At 65.7% G+C, this 24,214-nt stretch carries 26 protein-coding genes; 21 read left to right on the top strand and 5 right to left on the bottom strand.

Annotated features, from left to right (window positions below; all coding sequences use genetic code 11):
- Positions 1-361 precede the first annotated feature (361 nt).
- The 12 genes from AC3FKH_RS01350 to mnmH all read left to right on the top strand — a co-directional run bounded on the left by AC3FKH_RS01350 (position 362) and on the right by mnmH (position 10,941).
- Positions 362-1,159, top strand: a complete 798-nt coding sequence (locus AC3FKH_RS01350; RefSeq protein ID WP_488672284.1) for a TorF family putative porin — start codon at positions 362-364, stop codon at positions 1,157-1,159.
- A 51-nt stretch (positions 1,160-1,210) separates the two neighbouring features.
- On the top strand, positions 1,211-1,549 hold the full coding sequence (locus AC3FKH_RS01345; RefSeq protein ID WP_488672283.1) for a P-II family nitrogen regulator: 339 nt from the start codon (positions 1,211-1,213) through the stop codon (positions 1,547-1,549).
- Positions 1,550-1,575: 26 nt separating this feature from the next.
- Positions 1,576-3,108 (top strand): ammonium transporter, encoded by a 1,533-nt coding sequence (locus tag AC3FKH_RS01340; protein ID WP_488672282.1) that lies wholly within the window; start codon positions 1,576-1,578, stop codon positions 3,106-3,108.
- A gap of 439 nt (positions 3,109-3,547) precedes the next feature.
- Positions 3,548-4,843, top strand: coding sequence for a glutamate--cysteine ligase (gshA, locus tag AC3FKH_RS01335; protein WP_483731085.1), 1,296 nt, complete (start codon positions 3,548-3,550; stop codon positions 4,841-4,843).
- 9 nt (positions 4,844-4,852) lie between these two features.
- Positions 4,853-5,806, top strand: a complete 954-nt coding sequence (gene gshB / locus AC3FKH_RS01330) for a glutathione synthase (protein ID WP_488672279.1) — start codon at positions 4,853-4,855, stop codon at positions 5,804-5,806.
- A gap of 123 nt (positions 5,807-5,929) precedes the next feature.
- On the top strand, positions 5,930-6,385 hold the full coding sequence (locus AC3FKH_RS01325; RefSeq protein WP_488672277.1) for a PTS sugar transporter subunit IIA: 456 nt from the start codon (positions 5,930-5,932) through the stop codon (positions 6,383-6,385).
- Entirely contained in the window at positions 6,354-6,623 is a 270-nt protein-coding gene (locus tag AC3FKH_RS01320) for an HPr family phosphocarrier protein (RefSeq protein ID WP_483710288.1), read from the top strand. Before AC3FKH_RS01325 ends, AC3FKH_RS01320 begins: the two co-directional genes overlap by 32 nt.
- A gap of 49 nt (positions 6,624-6,672) precedes the next feature.
- Positions 6,673-8,433 carry a phosphoenolpyruvate--protein phosphotransferase gene (gene ptsP, locus AC3FKH_RS01315; protein WP_488672275.1) on the top strand — a complete coding sequence of 587 codons (1,761 nt, stop codon included), beginning with the start codon at positions 6,673-6,675 and terminating at the stop codon, positions 8,431-8,433.
- Positions 8,434-8,556: 123 nt separating this feature from the next.
- Positions 8,557-8,949 carry a (2Fe-2S)-binding protein gene (locus AC3FKH_RS01310; RefSeq protein WP_488672273.1) on the top strand — a complete coding sequence of 131 codons (393 nt, stop codon included), beginning with the start codon at positions 8,557-8,559 and terminating at the stop codon, positions 8,947-8,949.
- Between the two features lie 121 nt (positions 8,950-9,070).
- A complete protein-coding gene (bfr, locus tag AC3FKH_RS01305; protein ID WP_224081290.1) occupies positions 9,071-9,550 on the top strand; it encodes a bacterioferritin in 480 nt (159 codons plus the stop codon).
- A 148-nt stretch (positions 9,551-9,698) separates the two neighbouring features.
- Complete coding sequence (locus AC3FKH_RS01300) at positions 9,699-9,848, top strand: hypothetical protein (RefSeq protein WP_488672899.1); 150 nt, start codon at positions 9,699-9,701, stop codon at positions 9,846-9,848.
- Positions 9,841-10,941 carry a tRNA 2-selenouridine(34) synthase MnmH gene (mnmH, locus tag AC3FKH_RS01295; protein WP_488672271.1) on the top strand — a complete coding sequence of 367 codons (1,101 nt, stop codon included), beginning with the start codon at positions 9,841-9,843 and terminating at the stop codon, positions 10,939-10,941. The genes AC3FKH_RS01300 and mnmH overlap by 8 nt, the downstream gene beginning before the upstream one ends.
- Positions 10,942-10,959: 18 nt before the next feature.
- On the opposite strand, the gene AC3FKH_RS01290 is transcribed toward mnmH, so the two are convergent.
- The 3 genes from AC3FKH_RS01290 to gpmA form a co-directional block, all read right to left on the bottom strand.
- The gene (locus AC3FKH_RS01290; protein WP_488672270.1) at positions 10,960-11,709 is read right to left on the bottom strand and encodes a HesA/MoeB/ThiF family protein; all 750 of its coding nucleotides are present in this window, start codon (positions 11,707-11,709) and stop codon (positions 10,960-10,962) included.
- A gap of 97 nt (positions 11,710-11,806) precedes the next feature.
- The gene (locus AC3FKH_RS01285; protein WP_488672268.1) at positions 11,807-13,405 is read right to left on the bottom strand and encodes a S41 family peptidase; all 1,599 of its coding nucleotides are present in this window, start codon (positions 13,403-13,405) and stop codon (positions 11,807-11,809) included.
- Between the two features lie 171 nt (positions 13,406-13,576).
- A complete protein-coding gene (gene gpmA / locus AC3FKH_RS01280) occupies positions 13,577-14,323 on the bottom strand; it encodes a 2,3-diphosphoglycerate-dependent phosphoglycerate mutase (protein ID WP_483710294.1) in 747 nt (248 codons plus the stop codon).
- A gap of 176 nt (positions 14,324-14,499) precedes the next feature.
- On the opposite strand from gpmA, the gene AC3FKH_RS01275 reads away from it, so the two are divergent.
- From AC3FKH_RS01275 to AC3FKH_RS01255, 5 genes are all read left to right on the top strand, one after another.
- Positions 14,500-14,913, top strand: coding sequence for a rhodanese-like domain-containing protein (locus tag AC3FKH_RS01275; protein ID WP_488672265.1), 414 nt, complete (start codon positions 14,500-14,502; stop codon positions 14,911-14,913).
- Positions 14,914-15,004: 91 nt separating this feature from the next.
- Positions 15,005-15,262: a glutaredoxin 3 gene (gene grxC, locus AC3FKH_RS01270; protein ID WP_483710296.1), complete on the top strand. Its 258-nt coding sequence runs from the start codon at positions 15,005-15,007 to the stop codon at positions 15,260-15,262.
- Positions 15,263-15,381: 119 nt separating this feature from the next.
- Complete coding sequence (gene secB / locus AC3FKH_RS01265) at positions 15,382-15,906, top strand: protein-export chaperone SecB (protein WP_483710297.1); 525 nt, start codon at positions 15,382-15,384, stop codon at positions 15,904-15,906.
- 110 nt (positions 15,907-16,016) lie between these two features.
- The gene (locus AC3FKH_RS01260; RefSeq protein WP_488672262.1) at positions 16,017-17,033 is read left to right on the top strand and encodes an NAD(P)H-dependent glycerol-3-phosphate dehydrogenase; all 1,017 of its coding nucleotides are present in this window, start codon (positions 16,017-16,019) and stop codon (positions 17,031-17,033) included.
- A gap of 33 nt (positions 17,034-17,066) precedes the next feature.
- Positions 17,067-18,044, top strand: a complete 978-nt coding sequence (locus AC3FKH_RS01255) for a Bug family tripartite tricarboxylate transporter substrate binding protein (RefSeq protein WP_488672261.1) — start codon at positions 17,067-17,069, stop codon at positions 18,042-18,044.
- Positions 18,045-18,053: 9 nt separating this feature from the next.
- Here the strand turns inward: AC3FKH_RS01255 and trmL are convergent, their stop codons facing one another.
- Positions 18,054-18,524: a tRNA (uridine(34)/cytosine(34)/5-carboxymethylaminomethyluridine(34)-2'-O)-methyltransferase TrmL gene (gene trmL, locus AC3FKH_RS01250; RefSeq protein WP_488672259.1), complete on the bottom strand. Its 471-nt coding sequence runs from the start codon at positions 18,522-18,524 to the stop codon at positions 18,054-18,056.
- 81 nt (positions 18,525-18,605) lie between these two features.
- Positions 18,606-19,430, bottom strand: coding sequence for a ComFC family protein (locus AC3FKH_RS01245; protein ID WP_488672257.1), 825 nt, complete (start codon positions 19,428-19,430; stop codon positions 18,606-18,608).
- Between AC3FKH_RS01245 and AC3FKH_RS01240 the strand changes: the two genes are divergently transcribed.
- The 4 genes from AC3FKH_RS01240 to ctaD all read left to right on the top strand — a co-directional run bounded on the left by AC3FKH_RS01240 (position 19,365) and on the right by ctaD (position 24,150).
- Positions 19,365-20,366: a methyltransferase domain-containing protein gene (locus AC3FKH_RS01240; protein ID WP_488672255.1), complete on the top strand. Its 1,002-nt coding sequence runs from the start codon at positions 19,365-19,367 to the stop codon at positions 20,364-20,366. The two genes, AC3FKH_RS01245 and AC3FKH_RS01240, sit on opposite strands and share 66 nt — an antisense overlap.
- 303 nt (positions 20,367-20,669) lie before the next feature.
- A complete protein-coding gene (locus AC3FKH_RS01235; protein ID WP_483711444.1) occupies positions 20,670-21,179 on the top strand; it encodes a DUF2244 domain-containing protein in 510 nt (169 codons plus the stop codon).
- A gap of 59 nt (positions 21,180-21,238) precedes the next feature.
- Positions 21,239-22,504, top strand: a complete 1,266-nt coding sequence (coxB, locus tag AC3FKH_RS01230) for a cytochrome c oxidase subunit II (protein ID WP_488672253.1) — start codon at positions 21,239-21,241, stop codon at positions 22,502-22,504.
- A gap of 38 nt (positions 22,505-22,542) precedes the next feature.
- Entirely contained in the window at positions 22,543-24,150 is a 1,608-nt protein-coding gene (gene ctaD / locus AC3FKH_RS01225) for a cytochrome c oxidase subunit I (RefSeq protein WP_483710304.1), read from the top strand.
- Positions 24,151-24,214: the final 64 nt, after the last annotated feature.

Here is a 24,214-nt window from a genome sequence, read left to right as displayed (position 1 = left end):
CTTGGTGGTGCCAATGCCGGGAACGACCTGCCGCAAGCCTCGCTTTCGCACAGGAATTGGGCGTCCCCGTTGCGGGCGATCCGTTCGCTGGCGTGTCGGCCGGTCATCTTCAGGCTTCGATTATCGCCCTTCAGGCACGTCGGTGAAAGTCTGCGGGGCGGCTGTTCACACCTTTTGACGCGATCCAGCCTTGCTGCAAGGCAGGTTCAAGCCTGACTTTGCTCATCTTCTCGCGCTCCTTGCTTTCCCGGATACCCGTGACTTACGTAGCTGGCACGGCTGTTGCAGTAGTGGGTTCGCCAGATCACCAGAATCGCCATAAACGAAATCCGAGCCAAATAAGGAAAAGGAGAGGGAATCCATGAAGAAGTTGGCCCTTGCAGTCAGCGCGGTCATTCTCTGCAGTTCCGCCGCCACCGCATTCGCCCAGACCGCCACGGAAGCGGCCGCGCCAGCCCCGGCTGCCGCTGCCGCCGAGCCCGCGTCGCCCCATACGTTCACGGCCAACGTCGCGCTGGTGTCGGACTACCGCTATCGCGGTCTCAGCCAGTCGAACCGGCGTCCGGCCATTCAGGGCGGCTTCGACTACGCGCACGAAAGCGGCTTTTATCTCGGCAACTGGAACTCCAGCATCAGCTGGATCTCGGATGCCGACAAGTCGGTGTCGGCGCCGGTCGAGATGGATTTCTACGGCGGCTTCAAGAACACCTTCAAGGCCAGCGACCTCGAGTTCAACTATGACGTCGGCGTGCTGCAGTACTTCTATCCGGGCGGCTACAGCCAGCCGCGTCCCTACACCACCGAGGTTTATGCCGGCATTGGCTATGGCCCGGTATTCCTGAAGTATTCCCAGGCACTGACCAACCTGTTCGGCATCGCCAACAGCCAGTACAGCAGCTACATCGACCTGAGCTTCAACTACCCGCTGAATGTGTGGGACCTGACGCTGAACGCGCATGTCGGCTACCAGAACGTCCAGCACATCAGCGCCGCGTCCTACCTGGACTGGAAGCTCGGCCTGACCAAGGACCTGGGCAAGGGCTTCGCCGTGGCGGTGGCCTATATCGGCACCAACGCGAAGGACTCGTTCTACACCAACAGCTATAACCACAACGTCGGCAACAACACGGGGTGGGTGTCCCTTTCCAAGACCTTCTAATCGAGCGTTAGTCCGGGCACGTCGCAGCGGTCGTGCCCACAGGAGAAATCGATGAAACTGATCATCGCAGTCATCAAGCCGTTCAAGCTCGACGAAGTGCGCGAGGCACTGTCGGACGTGGGCGTATCCGGCATCACCGTCACGGAAGTGAAGGGCTTCGGCCGCCAGAAGGGCCACACCGAGCTGTATCGCGGCGCGGAGTACATCGTCGACTTCCTGCCCAAGGTGAAGATCGAAGTGGCCGTTCCCGACGACGTGGTGGACCGCGCCATCGAAGCCGTCGAGAAATCGGCACGGACCGGGAAGATCGGCGACGGCAAGATTTTCGTCGCGCCGATCGAGCAGGTCATCCGCATCCGCACCGGCGAGACCGGCGGCGATGCCCTGTGACAGCACAACGACAAGAGGGTAAGCAAATGAAAACCTGGTTCAAGCGAATCCTGACGGCGGGCGCGATGGCGCTGGCCATCGGCACGGCCGGAGTCGGCCTGTCCACCCATGCCGTCGCGCAGGACAAGCCGGCGGCCGAAGCCTCCGCGCCGGCCGCATCCGTGGCGCCCGCGGCGGCACCTGCCGCCGCCGCGACCGCTCCCGCAGCGGCTGCGCCGGCCGAAGCGGCTGCCGCGCCGGCCGCCCCCGTGCCCAACAAGGGCGACACCGCCTGGCTGCTGGTCAGCACGGCCTTCGTGATCCTGATGACGCTGCCGGGCCTGGCGCTGTTCTATGGCGGCCTGGTGCGCTCCAAGAACATGCTGTCGGTGTTGATGCAGTGCCTGATGATCTTCTCCGTGGTGGCGCTGCTGTGGGCCGTCTATGGCTACAGCTTCGCCTTTACCGAGGGCAACGCGTTCTTCGGCGGCACCGATCGTCTGTTCATGAAGGGGCTCACGGTCGACGCCGTGGCCGCGACCTTCAGCAAGGGCGTGGTCGTGCCGGAACTGGGCTACTTCGCCTTCCAGTGCGCCTTTGCCTGCATCACCTGCAGCCTGATCATCGGTGCCTTCGCCGAGCGCGCCAAGTTTTCGGCCGTGCTGGTGTTCGTGGTGCTGTGGTTCACCTTCGCCTACATCCCGATGGCCCACATGGTCTGGTTCTGGCCCGGCCCTGACGCCTTCACCGATGCCGCCGCGGGTACGGCCGCAACCGGCAAGTCCGGCTGGCTGTTCCAGAAGGGCGCGCTCGACTTCGCCGGTGGCACCGTGGTGCACATCAACGCCGCCGTGGCGGGCCTGGTCGGTGCCTTCCTGTTCGGCAAGCGTATCGGCTTCGGCCGCGAGGCGATCCGTCCGCACAGCCTGACTTTCACCATGGTCGGTGCCTCGCTGCTGTGGTTCGGCTGGTTCGGCTTCAACGCCGGCTCGGCACTGGAAGCCAACGGCTCGGCCGCACTGGCCTTCGTCAACACGCTGCTGGCGACCTGCGCCGCGGTGCTGTCGTGGACCTTCGGCGAGTGGATCGGCAAGGGCAAGCCGTCGATGCTGGGCGGTGCCTCGGGTGCAGTGGCCGGTCTGGTGGCCATCACCCCGGCAGCCGGATTCGTCGGCCCGATGGGCTCGATCGCGATGGGGCTGGTGGCTGGCCTGCTGTGCCTGTGGGGCGTGACCGGCCTGAAGCGCATGCTCGGCATGGACGACTCGCTCGACGTGTTCGGCGTGCACGGCGTTGGCGGCATCCTGGGTGCGCTGCTGACCGGCGTATTCGCCGCGCCGAGCCTCGGCGGCACGGGCATCTACGACTACGTGGCCAACAAGGTGGCGGACGACTACTCGATCGCCGGCCAGGTCTGGATCCAGTTCCAGGGCGTGCTGACCACCATCGTGTGGTCCGGCGTGGTGGCCTTCGTGGCCTACAAGCTGGTGGACATGCTGATCGGCCTGCGGGTGCCGGAAGAAGAAGAGCGCGAGGGCCTCGATATCACCTCGCACGGTGAAACCGCTTATGAGGTCTGATCGAAAAGGTGTTGTGCTGGAGAGCTGATTTGGGAATCGACTCTCAGGAGTTTTGCCCGGCCGCGTGCCGGGCTTTTTTCTGTTACGCCGCAAGGGCCGGCCTGGCGCGGCAACGGGCGGTTCTTCGCCGGGTGCTTAAATCCGATCTTAAAAAGCTTCAATTGTATTTGGGGGGTAGCGCACATACATTGCCAGTGAGGCAGTTTCCTCCACCTGCAGAACGCTCCCCGTATCTGTCAGGCCATTTAAAGGCGCGGCCAATGCCGCGCTTCTTTTTTTGTACCGCCGCCGGGGTTTACATCTGCGCGGGCGTCCCCATATCCACATCCCTTATGCTGCGCCGGGCATATCCTTATAAAGGGCGTGCCAGCAGCCAATTGGCCGTTCCTCTACAATCTGGGCGAACGATTAAGACGACCAATAGATCAACAGGATGGATATGGTCCCGCATCTCATCACCGCGCTGAACGGTCCGCTGCTCGAACTGGAGAAGAAAATCCTGGACGCCACGCCGTCCATCGAGCGCTGGTTCAGGCTGGAATGGCAGGAACATACGCCTCCGTTCTACTGTTCGGTGGACCTGCGCAATGCCGGTTTCAAGCTGGCGCCGGTCGACACCAACCTGTTCCCGGGCGGTTTCAACAACCTGGCGCCCGAAATGCTGCCGCTCGCCGTGCAGGCGGCCATGGCCGCGATCGAGAAGATCTGCCCGGACGCCAAGAACCTGCTGCTGATCCCCGAGCGCCATACCCGCAACATGTTCTACCTGCAGAACGTGGCGCGGCTGTCGCTGATCATGCGCCAGGCGGGCCTCAATGTGCGCCTCGGGTCGCTGTCCGAGGAAATCACGGAGCCGACGCCGATCGAACTGCCCGACGGGCAGACGCTGGTGGTGGAGCCGCTGGCACGTCTCGGCACCAAGGACCGCCGCCTCGGGCTGAAGGATTTCGATCCCTGCTCGATCCTGCTGAACAACGACCTCTCGGCCGGCATTCCGCCGATCCTCGAGAACATCAACGAACAGTACCTGCTGCCGCCGTTGCACGCCGGCTGGTCGACGCGCCGCAAGACCAGCCACTTCGCCGCCTATGACGAGGTCGCCAAGAAGTTCGCCAAGCTGATCGACATCGACCAGTGGATGGTCAACCCGTACTTTGCGCGCTGTTCGGGCGTGAATTTCCACGAGCGCATCGGCGAGGAAGCGCTGGCCGACTCGGTCGAGGCCGTGCTCAAGAAGGTGGCCAAGAAGTATCGCGAATACGGCATCAAGGAAACGCCTTACGTGGTGGTCAAGGCCGATGCGGGCACTTACGGCATGGGCATCATGACCGTGCGCGACCCGTCCGAGGTCAAGGGCCTGAACCGCAAGGAACGCAACAAGATGAGCGTCGTGAAGGAAGGCCTGGAGGTCAGCGACGTCATCATCCAGGAAGGCGTCCATACCTTCGAGAAGGTCAACGAGGCCGTGGCCGAGCCGGTGGTCTACATGATCGACCGCTACGTGGTCGGCGGCTTCTACCGCGTGCACACCGGCCGCGGCAACGACGAGAACCTGAACGCCCCGGGCATGCACTTCGTGCCGCTGGCGTTCGCGCCCAACGGCATCCCGGACAGCCATGCCAAGCCGGGCGCGGCGGTGCCGAACCGCTTCTACATGTACGGCGTGGTGGCGCGGCTGGCCCTGCTGGCGGCCTCGCTCGAACTCGAAAAGACCGACCCGAATCCGATTCTCTGACGAGCCGCCATGCGCATCCTCTTCATCACCGATCCGCTGGAGACCTTCAAGACCTACAAGGACTCCACCTACGCCATGATGACGGAGGCCGCCGCGCGCGGCCACCAGCTGTCCTGGAGCCTGCAGTCGCAGCTGTCGCTGTTCGGCGACCAGGTCGAGACCGTGGCCACGCCGCTGCAGCTCACGGGCGACAGCCATGACTGGTTCCGCGAAGGCACGCCGGCGCTCACGTCGCTGAAGGACTTCGACGCGGTGCTGATGCGCAAGGATCCGCCGTTCGACATGGAGTACGTCACCAGCACCTGGCTGCTGGAGCTGGCCGAGTCCCAGGGCGCGCGCGTGTTCAACAAGCCGAGCGCCATCCGCGACCATTCAGAGAAGCTGGCGATCAACCAGTTTCCGGAATTCATCACGCCGACGCTGGTGACGCGCGACATCGCGCGCATCCGCGACTTCCACGCCGAACACCGCGACATCATCATCAAGCCGCTGGACGGCATGGGTGGCATGGGCGTGTTCCGGGTGGGCCCGGACGGCATGAACCTCGGTGCCATCGTCGAAACGCTGGGCGAGGACGGCCGCCGCACGCTGATGATCCAGCGCTATATCCCGGCGATCAAGGACGGCGACAAGCGCATCCTGCTGATCGGCGGGGTGCCCGTGCCGTATTCGCTGGCGCGGGTGCCGATGGCCGGCGAAGTGCGCGGCAACCTGGCCGCGGGCGGCACGGGCCGCGCGCAGGAGTTGAGCGTGCGCGACCGCGAGATTGCCGAGGCTCTGGCGCCGGGGTTGTGGGAGAAAGGCTTGCTGCTGGTGGGGCTCGATGTGATTGGCGATTACCTCACGGAAGTCAATGTGACGAGCCCGACCTGTTTCCAGGAGATCACCCAGCAGACCGGATTCCAGGTGGCCGCGATGTTCGTCGACGCGCTTGAACATGCCGTGGAGGCACCTGGCGCCTGAGCGGCGGAAGCTGCCGCGACGGTTCGGCTAAGAGCAGTCCGAAAGCCGGCGGAAGCGGGCAGGAGCGCGAAAAAACCGGGGAAGGCGCCTGCTACAATCGGGCCAGTCCAACGGATTCACACCATGGCAGGAATTCTGATCATCGCGCACACCCCCTTGGCTTCGGCCTTGCGCGATTGCGCCACCCACGTCTACTGTGGCCAGCCGCAGCGGCTGGAGGCCATCGACGTTCTTCCTGATGCGGATCCTGCCGCCGTCCTTGCCGAAGCCAGGCAACGGCTCGATGCCGTCTGCGACGACAACGGCGCGCTGGTACTGACCGACATCTTCGGGGCCACGCCGGCCAATATTGCGGCGCGGCTGGCGGAGCCGGGGCGTGTCCGGGTGCTGGCCGGCGTCAACTTGCCGATGCTGGTGCGCGCCATCTGCTATCGCGGGGAAAAGCTCGACCAGCTGGTGGCCAAGGCGCTTGCCGGGGGATCGCAGGGCGTGCTGCAGGTCGGCACAACAACCGTACAAAACCAAACAGCCAACCATCCCGACCGATATGCTGCAGAGGGACACCACCATAATCAATAAGCTCGGGCTGCATGCCCGCGCATCGGCCAAGCTGACCCAGCTGGCCGGCAGCTTTGCCAGTCAGGTCAAGATGTCCCGCAACGGGCGCCAGGTCGATGCCAAGAGCATCATGGGCGTGATGATGCTCGCGGCGGGCATCGGGTCCACGGTGACCATCGAGACCGACGGGCCGGACGAGCAGGCGGCGATGGACGCGCTGCTGGCGCTGATCGCCAATCGCTTTGGCGAGGGCGAGTGAGGTCCGCCGCGCCACGACGCCTCCCTGAACGTTCCTGACGGAGCGGCACATGTCATTTGCCCTGCACGGCATCCCGGTCTCCCGCGGCGTCGCCATTGGCCGCGCCCATTTGCTGGCGCCCGCGGCGCTGGACGTCTCGCACTACCTGGTGGATGAAGACCGGCTCGACGACGAGGTCGAGCGCCTGCGTTCGGCCCGCGCCGCCGTGCGGGCCGAACTGTCCGCGCTCAAGCGCGACCTGCCGCGCGAAGCCCCCGAGGAAATGGGGGCGTTCCTGGACGTGCACGCGATGATCCTCGATGACGAGGCCTTGTCGCGCGAGCCGGAAGCCCTGATCCGCGGGCGCCGCTACAACGCGGAGTGGGCGCTGACCACGCGGCTCGAAGAGCTGATGCGCCAGTTTGACGAGATCGAAGACGAATACCTGCGCGAGCGCAAGGCCGACATCCAGCAAGTGGTGGAGCGGATCCTGAAGGTGCTGGCCGGCGCGCCGGTGCTGGCGCCCGCGCCTGTGCCCGCCCTGGCCGCCGACGGCGAGCCGGCGCCGGGCGTGATCGTGGTGGCCCACGACATCGCGCCGGCCGACATGCTGCAGTTCCGCCACACCGTCTTCCACGGCTTTGTGACCGACATGGGCGGCCGCACCTCGCACACGGCCATCGTCGCGCGCAGCCTGGACATCCCCGCGGCGGTCGGCGTGCAGAGCGCCAGCGAGCTGATCCGGCAGGACGACTGGATCATCATCGACGGTGACGCCGGGCTGGTGATCGTCGATCCGTCGGCCATCATTCTCGAGGAATACCGCCACCGCCAGAGCGAGCGCGTGCTGGAAAAGAAGCGCCTGCAGCGCTTGCGGCACACGCCGGCGGTCACGCTGGACGGCCAGGAGATCGACCTGCTGGCCAATATCGAAATGGCCGAGGACGCCGGCGCCGCGCTGGCGGCGGGCGCCGTGGGCGTTGGCCTGTTCCGCTCGGAATTCCTGTTCATGAACCGGCGCGGCGAGTTGCCCGACGAGGACGAGCAGTTTGCCGCCTACCGTCGCGCGGTCGAGGCCATGCATGGCCTGCCGGTGACCATCCGTACCATCGACGTCGGTGCCGACAAGCCGCTGGACGGACGCGGCGACGATTTCGAGACCGCGCTCAATCCGGCGCTCGGGCTGCGTGCGATCCGCTGGTCGCTGTCGGAGCCGGCCATGTTCCTGACGCAACTGCGTGCCTTGCTGCGCGCCTCGGCCTTCGGGCCGGTGCGACTGCTGGTGCCGATGCTGTCGCATGCGCGCGAGATCGACCAGACTCTCGAATTGCTCGCGCAGGCCAAGCGCCAGCTCGACGAGTGCGGCGTGCCCTACGATCCCGGCCTGAAGGTCGGCGCCATGATCGAGATCCCGGCCGCGGTGCTGCTGTTGCCGCTGTTCCTGAAGCGCATGGATTTCCTGTCGATCGGCACCAACGACCTGACGCAATACACGCTCGCCATCGACCGTGCCGACAATGCCGTGGCACACCTGTTCGATCCGATGCACCCGGCCGTGCTGCAACTCATTGCCCGGACCATCCGCGAAGCCAACCGGGCCGGCGTGCCGGTGGCGGTCTGCGGCGAGATGGCCGGTGATCCGGGCATGACGCGCCTGCTGCTGGGCATGGGCCTGCGCGAATTCTCGATGCATCCGGCGCAGCTGCTGCGGGTCAAGCAGGAAGTCCTGCACGCCGATTGCACCCGTCTCGAGCCGCTCGTGGACCAGGTGCTCAGCGCCTACGACCCCGAGGAGCAGGAAGCCGCGCTGCGGCAACTCGCTAAGCCCTAGGACGCAAAGGGTTTTTCTGCAAGTTTGCCCAGAATCGTCACTTTTACATGATGAATGTGCGCCAAAAACTGCTTGTTACGCGCCCTGACGTGATGCAAATCCCACCTTTGCACATGTGGCTTAATGGGAATTGTTATCATTTTCGATCTTTGGTATTCTGACGTTCATTCGAGCGGCATGCCGGTGCCGCCAGCCCCCAAGGAGGGAGTTGTGTACGTCTGCATCTGCAACCAGATTACCGATCGCGAAATCCATGGAGCCGCGCTTCTGGGCGTCGAGACCCTCGACGAACTGGCCGAGACGCTTGGCGTCGGGACTTGTTGCGGCCGGTGCCGCGAGTGCGCCCACGAGGTGCTGCAGGAAGGCGTAGCGGCCGTGCGCAATGTGACCGCAGCCAAGATCGGGAGCATTCCGGTTGTGGAGATTTCTACCTGTTCGGTGCCCAGCACATGTACCATAATGGACACTCGGGACCCGGCAGTCGCGAACGACCAGCGTCAGGCGCTGGTGGCTTGAACGCGCCCATGAACTGAAACGCGGTTCACGGCGCGTTTTCGCGCATTCTTGATTCGACTGCAAACGGCGCCTCTGGCGCCGTTCGTGTTTTGGCGCGGGCCCGATGCAACAGGAGCCACCCATGAAAGGTGACAAAAAGGTCATCCAGCATCTGAATGCCCAGCTCAAGAACGAGCTGACCGCGATCAACCAGTATTTCCTGCACGCGCGCATGTATCGCCACTGGGGCCTGAAGAAGCTCGGCGACGTGGAGTACAAGGAATCGATCGGCGAAATGAAGCACGCCGACCGGCTGATCGAGCGCATCCTGATGCTCGACGGCCTGCCCAACCTGCAGGACCTGCACAAGCTGCTGCTCGGCGAGGACACGCCGGAGATGCTCAAGTGCGACCTGAAGCTCGAGCAGGGCGCGCATGCCACCGTGAAGGAAGGGATTGCCTACTGTGAATCCGTTGGCGACTATGTCAGCCGCGAGATCCTGGTCGATATCCTCACCGACACCGAGGAGCACATCGAATACCTGGAGACGCAGCTGGACCTGATCGACAAGGTCGGCCTGCAGAACTACCTGCAGTCGCAGATGGAGCCGGGCGAGCAGTAAGCCGCCAGTTCCTGCCGGGCTGCCTTTTCGGGCGGCCGGCATCCCCGCGTGGCGCATCCGGGCGCCGCCGACTTGTTTGCCCGCCTGCAGTAACCCTTCTCATTCCAATTCTTTTCTTCATCCAGACCGCCGTACAGGAGCCATGACCATGGCCGAATCCATTCGCCTGACGCAGGACAGCCACGGGGCCGGCTGTGGCTGCACCATTTTCCCCAATATGCCCGACGTGATTCGCGCCGGAATGGAACTCGCCGCTATCGTTGAACTCGTCGTGCGCCGGAGGTGGCCTGATGCGTAAGGACACCGACGACTTCCGGCAGCTGTTTCTGAGCGGCGCGCCGATGATGGATGTGCGGGCGCCACTGGAGTTTGCACGCGGCGCTTTCCCGGGCACCGTCAGCTTGCCGCTGATGGACGACGAGGAGCGGCATCAGGTCGGCCTTTGCTATGCGCAGGCGGGGCAGGACGCGGCGATCGAACTCGGTCATCGCCTGGTGTCGGGCGATATCAAGGCCGCGCGGCTAGCGCAATGGGCGGCGTTTGCCCGCGCGCATCCGGACGGCTACCTGTACTGCTTCCGTGGCGGGCTGCGCTCGCAGATCGTGCAGCGGTGGCTGCGCGACGAGGCGGGCATCGAATACCCGCGCGTGACCGGCGGCTACAAGGCCATGCGCAGCTTCCTGATCGACGTGACGGAGCAGGCCGCGGCCACGCGGGATATTCTCGTGCTGGGTGGCATGACCGGCACAGGCAAGACCGACGTCATCGACGAGGTGCCGGCGGCCGTGGACCTGGAAGGGCTGGCCCGTCACCGCGGCTCCGCGTTTGGCCGCCGCGCGCAGGCGCAGCCGCCGCAGGTCGATTTCGAGAACGCGCTGGCCATCGACCTGTTGCGGCGGGCCGATGCCGGTTACCGCGCGCTGGTGGTTGAGGACGAGGGCCGCTTCATCGGCGGCCGCGACCTGCCCAAAGTGCTGTGGCAGCGCATGCAGGCGAGCCCGCTGGTGTGGCTGGAGGCGTCATTCGACGAGCGTGTCGAACGCGTATTGCGCGACTATGTGCTGGGACTGGCTGCCGAGCACATCGACCAGCTTGGTCCGGAGGCCGGGTTCGAAGCGTATGCGGCGCGTCTGCGTGATGCCATGGCGGCAATCTCCCCGCGCCTGGGCGGCGAGCGCTACGCGCGGCTGTCGACGCTGCTCGAACAGGCGCTGGTCCGCCAGTCGGAGCAAGGCGAAACCGGCTTGCATCGCGGCTGGATCGAAGTGCTGCTGCGCGACTACTACGATCCGATGTACGCTTACCAGCAGCAGAATCGCGCGGCGCGCATCGTGTTCCGCGGCGACCGTGCCACAGTGACCGAGTGGCTGCGCGAGCGCTCCGCGCGTTGAGGTTAGCCCGGCGTCGCGCTAGTGTCCCGCGCAGACCGGGCAGTCCGGCGTCCGCGCGAGCTGCATCGTGGTCCACTCCATCGTCATGGCATTGACCATCAGCAGCCGGCCGGCCAAGCTCTGGCCGACGCCGCTGAGCAGCTTGAGCGCTTCGGCCGCCTGCACGGTGCCGACCATGCCCACCAGCGGCGCGAACACGCCCATGGTGGCGCAGGCGACTTCGGGCGCTGGCTCTGACGGCGGGAACAGGCAGGCGTAGCACGGCGCGTCGTCGCGGCGCCGGTCGAACACACTGATCTGGCCATCAAAGCGCAGCGCCGCACCGGATACCAGCGGCACGCGGTGCCGCACGCAGGCCCGGTTGACGGCCTGGCGCGTGGCGAAGTTGTCACAGCAATCGAGCACCACGTCAGCCTGCGCCACGAGCTGGTCCAGCTCCGCATCGCCGACGCGGGTTGCGATGATTTCCACCTGCACGCCCGGGTTGATGCGCAGCATGCCTTCGCGCGCCGATTCCACCTTCAGGCGGCCGACGTTTTCAGTGGTGTGGATGATCTGGCGCTGCAGGTTGGTCAGGTCCACATGGTCGTTGTCGACCACGCTGATCCGCCCGACGCCGGCCGACGCCAGGTAGGGCAGGGCGGCGGCGCCGAGGCCGCCGGCGCCGATCACCAGCGCGTGGGCACCCAGCAGGCGTTCCTGGCCTTCGATGCCCAGTTCATCGAGCAGGATATGGCGCGAGTAGCGCAGCAGTTGATCGTCGTTCATGGCATCAGGCTCAGGACAGGGCCCGGAGACAGCGCTCAGGGCAGGGCGTGCAATGTAAAAAGCGGCCCCGCGGGGCCGCTTCTGGTCAGGGTGCCGCTCAGGGCGAGGGCGCCTTGCCGGTCGGCGTGCCCAGCGGCGCGCCCATCGGCGCGCTGGCCGGCGGCTGCTTGGCCGGGGCCGGCGCAGGCTTGGCCGCCGGAGCGCTGCCCTTCTTCGCCGGTGCGGCCTTGGCCGGCTTGTCGGCGGGCGGGTTGGTTTCGAGCTTCGACTTGGAACGCTTGACCGGCTGGCCATCGAGCTGGGCGATGGCCTGCTGCAGCATGAAGTCGTCGGCCGAGCCGAATTCGATCGGCTTCTTGCGGCGGTCCTTCTCGCGCTCTTCCGGCGTCTTCTTCGCGTTTTCCTCTTCCAGGCGGCGCAGTTCTTCCACGCGGCGCTGTTCGCGCTCGTTCATTTCCGGCTCTTCCGATTCCTGCTTGTTGTGCAGGTGGCGCTCGGTGTCGATCTCGCGGGTGATCAGCGCGTCGTCCGGATCGCCGTCCGCGTTCTGGTCGACCGGGATGTCCGGGCGGATGCCCCTGGCCTGGATCGACTTGCCCGTCGGCGTGTAGTAGTACGCGATGGTCAGCTTGATGCCGGTGTCATTGGTCAGCGGCCGCACGGTCTGCACCGAACCCTTGCCGAACGTGGTCTTGCCCATGATCAGCGCGCGGTGGTGATCCTGCAGCGCGCCGGCCACGATCTCGGACGCCGACGCCGAATAGGCGTTGGTCAGCACGACCATCGGGATCTTCTTGTACAGCGCCGGCAGGTCCTTGAGCGGATCGTCCTCGATCGACGACAGGCGGTAGTTGTTGAAGGTCGCCTTGTACACGCGCTTGGCGTCGGGAACCTGGCCATTGGTGGAGACCACGGTCGAGTCTTCCGGCAGGAACGCCGCGGCCACGCCGACCGCGCCTTGCAGCACGCCGCCGCCGTTGTTGCGCAGATCCAGGACGATGCCCTTCAGGGCCGGGTTCTTCTGCGACATTTCGTTCAGCCTGCGCCCCAGGTCCGCCACCGTGCGTTCCTGGAAGCTGGTCAGGCGCACCCAGCCGATGGTGTTGTTGTCCAGCATCTTTGTCTTGACCGACTGGACGCGGATCTCGGCGCGGGTGATCGAAACCGGGAAGGTCCGTTCCTCGCTCTTGCGATAGATCGTCAGCGTGACCTTGGTGCCCGGTTCGCCGCGCATGCGCTTGACCGCCTGCTCAAGCGGCAGGCCGCGCACGGGCTTGTCATCGATACGGGTGATCAGGTCGCCGGGCTGGATGCCGGCGCGGAACGCGGGCGTGTCCTCGATCGGGTTGATGACCTTGACCAGGCCTTCTTCCTGCGAGATCTCGATGCCCAGGCCGGCGAAGCGGCCGCGCGTGCCTTCCTGCAGTTCCTTGAAGTCCTTTTCATCCAGGTAGGCCGAGTGCGGGTCGAGGCTGGCGACCATGCCCTTGATGGCTTCGGTCAGCAGCTTCTTGTCATCGACCGGCTCCACATATTCGCGCTTGATCTGCCCGAAGATGTCGGCCATCAGCCGCAGCTGGTCCAGCGGCAACGGGCCGGAAGAATTCTGCGCGGTTGCCGAAATCTGCAGCGTGGCGAGCACGCCGGCGACAAGTCCGACCGAGACGAGACTGATGTTCTTGAGCGTCTTACGCATGAGGGCTGCCTGAACGTGTACGTAGGGGGATTATGCCGGCTGCAGCCGCCACGCGTGGGGCGCGGGGCGGTTTGTCCGACAGTATAAGTGGGTGTGAAGAAAAAGGCCTGTCACGTACCGGCGGTCGGTGGGCGGCCGCACCTTGGCTGGTGCAGGCCGCCCGGCGGGCTTTCAGCGCGCCTTGCCCTGGCTGGCCACGGCCGCCAGCGAGGCGGCGATGGCTTCCTGGTCGCCCAGGTAGTAGTGGCGCAGGGGGCGCAGGTTGGCATCGAGCTCATAAACGAGCGGGGTGCCGTTGGGGATGTTGAGGCCGACGATATCGTCATCCGAGATCTGATCCAGGTATTTCACGAGGGCGCGGATGCTGTTGCCGTGAGCGGCGATGACCACGCGCTTGCCCGATTGGATGTCGGGCGCGATGGATTCGTTCCACAGCGGCAGCACGCGGGCCACGGTGTCCTTCAGACATTCGGTCAGCGGGATTTGTTCGCGCGGAACGCTGGCGTAGCGCGGATCGTCGTACGAGGCACGCGGATCGGTAGGTTCCAGCGCGGGCGGCGGGGTGTCGTAGCTGCGGCGCCACACCAGCACCTGCTCGTCGCCGAACTTGGCGGCGGTTTCCGCCTTGTTCAGGCCCGCCAGCGCACCGTAGTGCCGTTCGTTCAGGCGCCACTCGTTGCGCACCGGGATCCACATCTGGTCCATTTCGTCCTGCACGTGCCACAGCGTGCGGATGGCACGCTTGAGCACCGAGGTGTAGGCCACGTCGAAGGCGAAGCCGGCATCCTTGAGCAGCTTGCCGGCCAGGCGGGCCTGGGCGGCGCCGGTTTCGGTCAGGTCGACGTCGACCCAGCCGGTGAAGCGGTTTTCGAGATTCCACGTCGACTCGCCGTGGCGGATAAGGACTAGCTTGTACATGCTGCTGCTTCCAGAGTGTAGGTAACCTGCGTGCGCCGGTATCGCCCCGTGAGCGTCGCCATGTGCCAGCCAGGCAACAATGAGGCGACAATGGCCGCTGTGGCCTGACAGCGGAGGCCCGGACACCAAACCGCGTATTTTATAATGCCGCCGACCCAACCCAACGGAACGCCAACGTGAATTTCTTCGCCGACTATAACAACCTTGCCCTGATCGCCCTTGCAGTGGTCTCCGGCGGACTGCTCGCCTGGCCCACGATTGCCCGCGGCACCGGCGGAAAAGCCGTCAATACGGTGGCTGCCACCCAGCTGATCAACAAGCGCGGCGCCGTGGTGGTCGACATCCGTGATGCGTCCGAGTATGCCAAGGGCCACCTGCCGCAGGCCAAGAGCGCCCCGCTGGCCGACCTGGCCTCGCGCGCGGCCGGTCTTGCAAAGGACAAGGCCGTCCCCATCATCGTGGTATCCCAGACTGGCCAGGGCCTCGGCAAGGCTCAGGCAGCGCTGAAGGAAGCCGGGTACAGTGAGACGTATGCCCTTGAAGGCGGCCTCGCCGCCTGGCAGCAGGCCGGTCTTCCGGTCATCAAGTAAGCCGCGCCCGACTGGCCGGCCTGTCCGTCACATCGCGCCGGACCCCGCATTTCGCAGGGCCGTGGCGTTTGAGTATCGAAGGAGATTCAGCATGGCCCGCGTCGTCATGTACAGCACGGTGGTGTGTCCCTATTGCGTGATGGCCGAGCGCCTGCTCAAGGCCAAGGGCGTAGAGACGATCGAGAAGATCCTGATCGACCGCGAACCCGGCAAGCGCGAAGAAATGATGTCGCGCACCGGCCGCCGCACCGTGCCGCAGATCTATATCGACGACACCCATGTTGGCGGTTTCGACGATCTCTCCGCGCTGGACCGCCAGGGCGGCCTGTCGCCGCTGCTGGCTGCCTGAGCCCGCCCCGGCGCGGGTGATATTGCCACCCGCGTCATGTACCATATGCGTTTTCCAACCGGGCGCAGGCTCGTGCCGATACCGGCCGCCACGCCCAACGCCCATCCCGGAAGCCTTTCATGAGCGACCAGCAAAACACCCAGCAGGAAGACCAACCCTTCTTCAATATCCAGCGCGTGTACCTCAAGGACATGTCGCTCGAGCAGCCGAATTCGCCGGGTATCTTCCTGGAATCGGAAGCGCCGTCGGTCGAAGTGCAGGTCAACGTGGCCGCTTCGCAGCTGCAGGAAGGCATCTTCGAAGTGGTGGTGACGGGCACCGTGACGACCAAGGTCCAGGAAAAGGTCGCCTTCCTCGTGGAAGCGCACCAGGCCGGCATCTTCGACATCCGCAACGTGCCGGTCGAGCAGCTCGACCCGCTGCTGGGCATTGCGTGCCCGACGATCCTGTATCCGTACCTGCGCGGCAATATCGCCGACGTGATCACGCGCGCCGGCTTCCAGGCCATCCACCTGTCGGAAATCAACTTCCAGGCCCTGTACGAGCAGCGCCTGCAGGCCGCCATGGAAGAAGCCCAGGCCGCCGGCGGCGGCAACAGCAACAGCGGCATCGTGATGCCTGACGGCAGCCAGGCTCGCCACTGATCCCGCAGTCCCGCACTGCCTGACGAAACGGGGCTGCGGCCCCGTTTTGCCTTTCCGGGGCACGTGCACCGGATTACCATCGATTGCGCCGATCCACCGTTCGAGCCGCCATGAAACTGACCTTCCTCGGTGCGGGTGCCTGGGGTACTGCACTCGCCAGCCATGCCGCCGTCAACCATGACGTGATCCTGTGGGGACGCGATCCTGCCCAGCTTGCCGCGATCGGGGCCAGCGGCAGCAACGATGCCTATCTGCCGGGCGTACGGTTGTCTGAGCGGCTGCGCGTCGAGGCCGATTTCGAGCAGGCGGTCGCTCATGCCGCCGACGATCCGGACGGTCTCGTGGTGGTCGCCACGCCGGTCTCGGGCCTGCGCGAGATGACCCGCAGGCTGGCCACGCGCGGCGAGGGCCATGTCCGCATGCTGTGGCTGTGCAAGGGCTTCGAAGCCGGCACGCATGCGCTGCCGCACCAGATGGTGCGCGAGGAGCTCGATGCCGCCGGCCGTACCAGCGGATTCGACTACGGCGTGCTGACCGGGCCGAGCTTTGCCCGCGAAGTCGCGCTGGGTTTGCCGTGCGCACTGACGGTGGCTGCGAGCGTGCCCACGCTGGCCGAGTGCGCGCAAGCCGCCTTCCACCACCACGCCATGCGCATTTACGGCAGCGACGACCTGACCGGTGTCGAGGTCGGCGGTGCCGTGAAGAACGTGCTGGCGATTGCCACCGGCGCCAGCGACGGCCTCGGATTGGGCCTGAACGCACGCGCCGCGCTGGTGACGCGCGGTCTGGCGGAAATGACGCGCCTGGGCCTGGCGCTCGGCGGTCGCGTGGAAACGTTCATGGGCCTGGCCGGCGTGGGCGACCTGATCCTGACGGCTACCGGCGACCTGTCGCGCAACCGCAAGGTCGGCCAGCAACTCGCGGCCGGGCAGACCCTGGAGCAGGTCCTTGCCGGACTCGGCCACGTCGCCGAAGGCGTGCGGTGCGCGCAGGCCGTGGCGGCGCTGGCCGCTGCCCACAAGATCGAGATGCCGATCACGCGCGCCGTGTGCGCGGTGCTGTTCGAAGGCCTGGGCGCCGCCGATGCCGTCGCACAACTGCTGCAACGCGATGCGCGCGACGAATAGCGTCAACTCCCCTTTTCCCGAACCGGTTTCCGCATGATTTCCCGTCGCCACGCGCTGATCGCGCTTGCCTGCGCCAGCGCCGCTGGGGCTGTTTCCCCGGCCTGGGCCGACACCTGGCCGTCGCGGCCGCTGCGCATGGTGGTGCCATTTCCGGCAGGGTCGTCGCCGGACCTGATCGCGCGCATCCTCACCGAAAAACTGGCGTCCACGCTCGGGCAGCCGGTGGTGGTGGAAAACCGTCCCGGCGCCGGCGGCAATATCGGCACCGGCATGGTGGCAAAGGCGGCGCCGGACGGCTACACGCTGCTGTTTACGATCAACGGGCCGCTGGTGACGGCGCCATCGCTGTCGCGCAACCTGAGCTATGACCCGTTCCGCCAGCTGGCTCCCGTCACGCTGGTGGCGACGTCGCCCAATGTGCTGGTCGTCGATGCCAACCTGCCCGTGCATAACGTGCGCGAGTTCGTGGCGCTGGCGAAATCCAGGGCGGGCGCGCTGAACTACGGCTCGGTTGGCAATGGCAGCGCCGCGCACCTGGCAATGGAACAGCTCAAGGCCATGGCCGGCATCGACCTGCAGCATGTGCCCTATCCGGGCTTCCCGCAGGTCACCACCGCCATGGTCGGCGGGCAGATCCAGGCCGGCTTCATGGTGCCCGCGATTGCGATGCCCCTGGTCAATGCAGGCAAGCTGCGCATCCTGGCGGTGACGACGACCGGCCGCACGGCGGTGCTGCCCTCGGTGCCGACCGTCGCGGAATCCGGATATCCCGGTTTTGAAGCGATTTCATGGCAGGCGGTGCTGGCGCCGGCGGGCACGCCGCCGGCGATCATCGACCGGCTCTACCGCGAGCTGGTGGCTATCATCGGCAGCGCCGACGTGCGCGAGAAGATGCGCGCCCAGTATTTCGTGCCGGCCGGCACGGCGCCGGCATCGCTGCGCCAGACCATGGCGAGCGAGAAGGTACGCTGGGACAAGGTGATCCGCGCTGCCGGCGTGCAGCCCGAATAACGGTCGCACTCAGGCGCCGCCGGCAAAGCCGTTCTGGCGCCAGGCTTCGAAGACGACCACCGCCACAGTGTTCGACAGGTTCAGGCTGCGGTTATTGGGCCGCATCGGCAGGCGGATGCGCTGCGACGCCGGGAATCCTTCGCGCCGTTCCGGCGCCAGCCCGCGCGTCTCCGAGCCGAACACGAACCAGTCGCCAGGCTGGAAGCTGACTTGCCCGAACGGCGTGGAGCCGTGCGTGGTGAGCGCGAACATGCGCGCCGGGTCGGGCTGTTCGCTGGCCATCAGCGCGTCCCAGTTGTCATGCACGCGCATGGTCGCGTACTCGTGATAATCGAGTCCCGCGCGCCGCATGCGGGCGTCTTCCAGCGGAAATCCCAGCGGCTTCACCAGGTGCAATTGCGCACCGGTGTTGGCGCACAGGCGGATCACATTGCCGGTATTGGGCGGGATCTCCGGTTCGACCAGGACGACGTTGAACATGGGGACTTCCTTGCAGGGGCATCGAAAACGGTGCGCAGCTTACCGCGCGACCGCGGCGCTGTCATCCGCGCTGTCATCCGTTCAGGGCGTGCGCAGCGCCACGATCACGCTGACCCGCGCCGCACCGTGCGCTTTCAGCGTGCGCGCCGCTTCATCCAGCGTGGCGCCCGTGGTCATGACGTCATCGACCAGGCCGATGTGCCTGCCCGCGAGCGACTGCGGGCGGCCCAGGCGGAACGCGCCGCGCACGTTCAACTGCCGATGCGCCAGATCCAGCAGGTGCTGGGTGGCGATGTCGCGCGGTCGCTCGAGCAGCACGGGGTCGCTGGGCACGCCGAGGTGGCGCGCGAGCGGCCGGGCGATCTCCCAGGCCTGGTTGAAGCCGCGTTCGGCCAGCCGTTGCGGCGACAGCGGTATCGGTGCGATCAGGTCCGGCCGTAGCGCGCCGGTGCGTAACCCGCGCTGCATCCGCTCCGCCAGCGCGCACGCGAGCCAGCTGGCCAGTGGCAGCACCTTGCCGTACTTCAGTGCCAACACCAGCGAGTCCTGAGGGAACGCGTAGTCGCCCAGCGCGATGGCCTGGTCGAATGCGGGGCGGTGCTGGGCACAGGCCGGGCAGGGCTCGCCGGGCGCCCGGCCCATTGCGCAGACCGGGCAGCGCGACACCGGGTAGAGCAGGTCGCTGACGCAGTCGCGGCAGACCACTTCGTCCTGCACCACGCCGCAGAGCGCACAGGCGCACGGCAACAGCGCACGCGCCAGCCCGCGCACGTGCCCGGCGGCTTTCGCGGTGCGCGCGTATACTTGCCGTCCAGCCGCCCGCCAACGCGCGCGGCCGCCATGCGCGGTGTCTGCTGCCGCGACTTCCCCGTCTTCCTGTTGCCTGGTTTTCCCGTGTCCCTGCATGCCGCCGATTCCCCCGATGCCTTCCTGCCGCCCACGCGCCTGACCCGGCTGGCCTTCGACCGGCGCAGCGCCGCGTTCGGCCAGCTCGACTTCCTGCTCGGCGAGATCGGCCGCCGCATGCAGGAGCGCATGGAAGTCGTGCGCCTGGCGCCGCAGCGCGCGCTGGATCTTGGCTGCGGGCATGGCCAGGGGCTGGCGGGCCTGCGAGCACGCTTTCCCGATGCGCAGATCGCCGGCCTCGATATCTCCGGCGCGATGCTGGCCGAAGCGGGCCAGCGTGATCCGCAGCGGCGGCCCGGCTGGGTTGGCCGCCTGCTCGGCAAGCGCCCGCTGTTCGATCTGGTCCAGGGCGATCTTGCCACATTGCCTTTTGCGCCCGGCAGCTTCGACCTGCTGTGGTCCAACCTGGCCCTGCACTGGCACCCGGAGCCGCACCGCGTGTTCCCCGAATGGCATCGCGTGACGCAGGACGAAGGCCTGGTGATGTTTTCGCTGTTCGGTCCCGATACGCTGCGCGAACTGCGCGCGGCCTTCGCCGAGGTCGATGCCGCGCCTCATACGTTGCGCTTCGTCGACATGCACGATATCGGCGACATGCTGGTCCACAGCGGCTGGTCCACGCCGGTGATGGACATGGAAACGCTGACCGTGACCTACGAATCGCCCGAGACGCTGCTGCGCGAGGTCCAGGCCTTCGGTGGCTTGCGTGCGCACCCGGACGCGCGCCACGCCGGCCTGCATGGCCGGCGCTGGCACGAGGCGGTCTGCGCGGCCCTGGCGCGCCGGCGCAACGCCGATGGGGTGATCCCGCTGAGCTTCGAGATCGTCTATGGCCACGCGTGGAAACTGCCCCCGCGCGGTGCGCAGCAACTCGATGACCAGGGCCATGCCGTGGTGCCGCTGGACAAGATCGGCCGGGCAAGACCGCGTCGCTGAACGCGGCGCCAGCGGTTACGACTGTATTGACTTTCGTGTAGCGGCGCGATGTGCCGATCGCCCGCAAAGCCGCGCTGGCATTGGCTTTACGGGTAGTCCGATTGATAGCGTCTAAGCATAAATCCTTACGGCGCGCAAGCGCTTTGGTCAATGTGCGGCCTTGTCCGTGTATGCGAAGCGCCCTATAATGCGCCAGTTTGTCGCAGTGGTCCCCTGGCACAAGAACGTCCTGGAGTTGCACTCGCAAGGTGCACTCCTGGCGCAATCGTCCCGGGTGTGCATCCAAATGCAGAGTGGTTGGCGATGCAAGACTTGGGTATCGCATTCCAGACGGCAAGTGGTGACTCCGGCGGAAATCTCGACGGACCTCCTCCCGCGCCCCACGACTGGCTGATGAAGCGGAATTGCTCGCTTTCCCCACGCCAGGTCGGCTGGTTTTACCTCTCGATCTTCACTGTCTCGCTTGCCATCGCGTTGTTTTTCGCGGTGCAAGGGTCCTGGCTCGTGCTGCCATTTGCCGGCCTGGACCTGCTCGGACTGGGGATTGCTCTGCTTGTGTACGCACGTCATGCGACGGACTATGAGCGTGTCAGCATCAACGATGGCGTGCTGGTCGTGGAGACAGCCAGCGCGCAGCGGTTGACGCGCGAGGAATTCAACCCGCACTGGGTGCGGGTCGAACTGGGGGAATCGCCCCGCGCGCTGGTAACGCTGCGCTCGGGCGGGCGCGATGTGCAGGTGGGGTGCTATCTGGACCTGCACAGGCGGCGCAAGTTCGCCCAGGAGCTCGCAGCGGCCCTGCGCCGCCTCTGAGAGGTGGCAGGGGCGGAGGCGGGGGGCAGATTTGAATCTGTAAATTGGGTAGATAACAAATGAAAATGTGGAAGAAGGCATCCGCAGTTTGTCTGGCGAGCGCATCCCTGCTTGCCAGCCAGGCGGCCCTGGCGGTCAGTGACATGCCCGGCGGTCCCGCCGTGCGTCAGCTGAACCTGACCGAGCCGGTCACCAAGATCGCCGAGCAGATTCACTGGCTGAACTGGATGATGCTGATCATCTGCACGGTGATCTTCGTCGCCGTGTTCGGCGTGATGTTCTATTCCATCTTCACGCACCGCAAGGCCAAGGGTGCCAAGTCCGCCTCCTTCCACGAAAGCATCACGGTCGAAGTGGTCTGGACCATCGTCCCGTTCCTGATCGTGATCGCCATGGCCCTGCCGGCGACGAAGACCGTTGTGGCCATGAAGGACACCACCAATTCCGACGTCACCATCAAGGCCACCGGCTACCAGTGGAAGTGGGGCTACGACTACCTGAAGGGCGAGGGCGAAGGCATCTCCTTCGTGTCGACCCTGACCACTCCGCGCGAACAGATCAACAACGAAGCGCCGAAGTCCAACACCTACCTGATGGAGGTGGACAACGAGCTGGTGGTGCCCGTCAACAAGAAGGTGCGCATCGTCACCACGGCCAATGACGTGATCCACGCGTGGATGATCCCGGCCTTCGGCGTCAAGCAGGATGCCATCCCCGGCTTCGTGCGCGACACCTGGTTCAAGGCCGAGAAGATCGGCGTGTACCGCGGCCAGTGCGCCGAGCTCTGCGGCAAGGAACACGCCTTCATGCCGATCGTCGTGCGCGTCGTGTCCGACGCCGACTACACCAAGTGGGTCGACGGCAAGAAGAAGGAAATGGCCGCCAAGGCCGATGATCCGAACAAGACCTGGACGCTGGACGAAATGAAGGTCCGCGGCGAGAAGGTCTACACCGCCAACTGCGCGGTCTGCCACCAGCCCAACGGCAAGGGCGGCGGCGCATTCCCGGCGCTGGACGGCTCCAAGATCGTGAACGGCCCGAAGGCCGGCCAGATGCACATCATGCTGGAAGGCAAGAATGCCATGCCGTCGTGGAAGCAGCTGTCCGATACCGAACTGGCCGCGGCCATGACCTACGTGCGCAACAGCTGGAGCAACAAGACCGGCGAAGTGATCCAGCCCAGCGACTTCGTGAATGCCCGCGCCGGCAAGTTCCCCGAAGGCGGCGGCGCCGCGGGCGGCGAGGCACCGAAGGCGGACGCCAAGCCCGCCAAGGAACAGGGCAGCAAGCAGGCCAGCATCGCGGGCAACCGCAGCGCGGGCTGACCGGCTGAAGACAGGACAGGATTAGAGGAGCATTTGCGATGAGTACTGCTACCCACGACGCAATCGGCCATCCGCACGATCACGCGCACGACGACCACGCGCACGATCACCCGCATGGCTGGCGCCGCTGGTTGTTCGCGACCAACCACAAGGACATCGGCACGCTGTACCTGCTGTTTTCGTTCACCATGCTACTGTCTGGCGGCGTGCTGGCGCTGCTGATCCGCCTGGAGCTGTTCGAGCCGGGCCTGCAGTTCTTCCGCCCCGAACTGTTCAACCAGTTCACCACCATGCACGGCCTGGTGATGGTGTTCGGCGCGATCATGCCGGCCTTCGTCGGCTTCGCCAACTGGATGATCCCGCTGCAGATCGGCGCCTCCGACATGGCGTTCGCGCGCATGAACAACTTCAGCTTCTGGCTGATGCCGCCGGCCGCGCTGCTGCTGGCCGGCTCGTTCTTCGCGCCGGGCGGCGCCACCGCCGCCGGCTGGACGCTGTATGCGCCGCTGTCGGTGCAGATGGGTCCGGGCATGGACATGGCGATTTTCGCCATGCACATCATGGGCGCTTCGTCGATCATGGGCTCGATCAACATCATCGTGACCATCCTTAACATGCGCGCCCCGGGCATGACGCTGATGCGGATGCCGATGTTCTGCTGGACGTGGCTGATCACCGCCTACCTGCTGATCGCCGTGATGCCCGTGCTGGCCGGCGCCATCACCATGGTGCTGACCGACCGCCACTTCGGCACGAGCTTCTTCTCGGCCGCGGGCGGCGGCGACCCGGTCATGTACCAGCATATCTTCTGGTTCTTCGGGCACCCCGAGGTGTACATCATGATCCTGCCGGCGTTCGGCATCATCTCGCACGTGGTACCGGCCTTCGCGCGCAAGCGCCTGTTCGGCTACAGCTCGATGGTGTACGCCACGGCGTCGATCGCCATCCTGTCGTTCATCGTGTGGGCGCACCACATGTTCACGACCGGCATGCCGGTGACGGGCCAGCTGTTCTTCATGTACGCGACCATGCTGATCGCGGTGCCGACGGCCGTGAAGATCTTCAACTGGATTGCGACGATGTGGCGCGGCTCGATGACCTTCGAAACCCCGATGCTGTTCGCGATCGGCTTCATCTTCGTGTTCACCATCGGCGGCTTCACCGGCCTGATGCCGGCGGTTGCGCCGATCGACATCCAGTTGCAGGACACCTACTTCATCGTGGCGCACTTCCACTATGTGCTGGTGGCCGGCTCGCTGTTCGCGCTGTTCGCGGGCTTCTACTACTGGGGTCCGAAGTGGAGCGGTTTCATGTACAACGAAACCCGCGGCCAGATCCACTTCTGGGGTTCGCTGATCTTCTTCAACGTGACCTTCTTCCCGATGCACTTCCTGGGTTTGGCCGGCATGCCGCGTCGCTATGCCGACTACCCGACCCAGTTCGCGGACTTCAACGCGATCGCGTCGATCGGGGCACTGGGCTTCGGCCTGATGCAGGTGTATTTCTTCTTCTTCGTGGTGCTGCCGTCCTACCGTGGCGGCGAGAAGGCCGCGGACAAGCCCTGGGATGGTGCCGAGGGCCTGGAGTGGACCGTGCCGTCGCCGGCGCCGTTCCACACCTTTGAAGTGCCGCCGCAAGTTCGCTAAGCACTGAACGCAACAAGGCACGGAGGGCGCCAGCCGCCTTCCGTGCCGGCAGGTAATACAAGAT

The organism is Cupriavidus sp. 21MJTG02-4, assembly GCF_057798975.1.
This window is presented reverse-complemented; position numbering and strand designations above follow the sequence as displayed.

Excerpts from the sequence above, each read along its gene's own strand:
- mnmH (WP_488672271.1), top strand. The coding sequence starts at position 9,841 with ATGCGTAAGGACACCGACGACTTCCGGCAGCTGTTTCTGAGCGGCGCG.
- AC3FKH_RS01290 (WP_488672270.1), bottom strand. The coding sequence starts at position 11,709 with ATGAACGACGATCAACTGCTGCGCTACTCGCGCCATATCCTGCTCGAT.
- gshA (WP_483731085.1), top strand. The coding sequence starts at position 3,548 with ATGGTCCCGCATCTCATCACCGCGCTGAACGGTCCGCTGCTCGAACTG.
- AC3FKH_RS01300 (WP_488672899.1), top strand. The coding sequence starts at position 9,699 with ATGGCCGAATCCATTCGCCTGACGCAGGACAGCCACGGGGCCGGCTGT.
- AC3FKH_RS01245 (WP_488672257.1), bottom strand. The coding sequence starts at position 19,430 with ATGCAGGGACACGGGAAAACCAGGCAACAGGAAGACGGGGAAGTCGCG.
- AC3FKH_RS01260 (WP_488672262.1), top strand. The coding sequence starts at position 16,017 with ATGAAACTGACCTTCCTCGGTGCGGGTGCCTGGGGTACTGCACTCGCC.
- gshB (WP_488672279.1), top strand. The coding sequence starts at position 4,853 with ATGCGCATCCTCTTCATCACCGATCCGCTGGAGACCTTCAAGACCTAC.
- ctaD (WP_483710304.1), top strand. The coding sequence starts at position 22,543 with ATGAGTACTGCTACCCACGACGCAATCGGCCATCCGCACGATCACGCG.
- AC3FKH_RS01285 (WP_488672268.1), bottom strand. The coding sequence starts at position 13,405 with ATGCGTAAGACGCTCAAGAACATCAGTCTCGTCTCGGTCGGACTTGTC.
- ptsP (WP_488672275.1), top strand. The coding sequence starts at position 6,673 with ATGTCATTTGCCCTGCACGGCATCCCGGTCTCCCGCGGCGTCGCCATT.
- AC3FKH_RS01310 (WP_488672273.1), top strand. The coding sequence starts at position 8,557 with ATGGGAATTGTTATCATTTTCGATCTTTGGTATTCTGACGTTCATTCG.
- coxB (WP_488672253.1), top strand. The coding sequence starts at position 21,239 with ATGAAAATGTGGAAGAAGGCATCCGCAGTTTGTCTGGCGAGCGCATCC.
- grxC (WP_483710296.1), top strand. The coding sequence starts at position 15,005 with ATGGCCCGCGTCGTCATGTACAGCACGGTGGTGTGTCCCTATTGCGTG.
- AC3FKH_RS01235 (WP_483711444.1), top strand. The coding sequence starts at position 20,670 with ATGCAAGACTTGGGTATCGCATTCCAGACGGCAAGTGGTGACTCCGGC.
- bfr (WP_224081290.1), top strand. The coding sequence starts at position 9,071 with ATGAAAGGTGACAAAAAGGTCATCCAGCATCTGAATGCCCAGCTCAAG.
- AC3FKH_RS01240 (WP_488672255.1), top strand. The coding sequence starts at position 19,365 with ATGCGCGGTGTCTGCTGCCGCGACTTCCCCGTCTTCCTGTTGCCTGGT.
- AC3FKH_RS01340 (WP_488672282.1), top strand. The coding sequence starts at position 1,576 with ATGAAAACCTGGTTCAAGCGAATCCTGACGGCGGGCGCGATGGCGCTG.
- trmL (WP_488672259.1), bottom strand. The coding sequence starts at position 18,524 with ATGTTCAACGTCGTCCTGGTCGAACCGGAGATCCCGCCCAATACCGGC.
- secB (WP_483710297.1), top strand. The coding sequence starts at position 15,382 with ATGAGCGACCAGCAAAACACCCAGCAGGAAGACCAACCCTTCTTCAAT.
- AC3FKH_RS01320 (WP_483710288.1), top strand. The coding sequence starts at position 6,354 with ATGCTGCAGAGGGACACCACCATAATCAATAAGCTCGGGCTGCATGCC.
- AC3FKH_RS01345 (WP_488672283.1), top strand. The coding sequence starts at position 1,211 with ATGAAACTGATCATCGCAGTCATCAAGCCGTTCAAGCTCGACGAAGTG.
- AC3FKH_RS01325 (WP_488672277.1), top strand. The coding sequence starts at position 5,930 with ATGGCAGGAATTCTGATCATCGCGCACACCCCCTTGGCTTCGGCCTTG.
- gpmA (WP_483710294.1), bottom strand. The coding sequence starts at position 14,323 with ATGTACAAGCTAGTCCTTATCCGCCACGGCGAGTCGACGTGGAATCTC.
- AC3FKH_RS01350 (WP_488672284.1), top strand. The coding sequence starts at position 362 with ATGAAGAAGTTGGCCCTTGCAGTCAGCGCGGTCATTCTCTGCAGTTCC.
- AC3FKH_RS01255 (WP_488672261.1), top strand. The coding sequence starts at position 17,067 with ATGATTTCCCGTCGCCACGCGCTGATCGCGCTTGCCTGCGCCAGCGCC.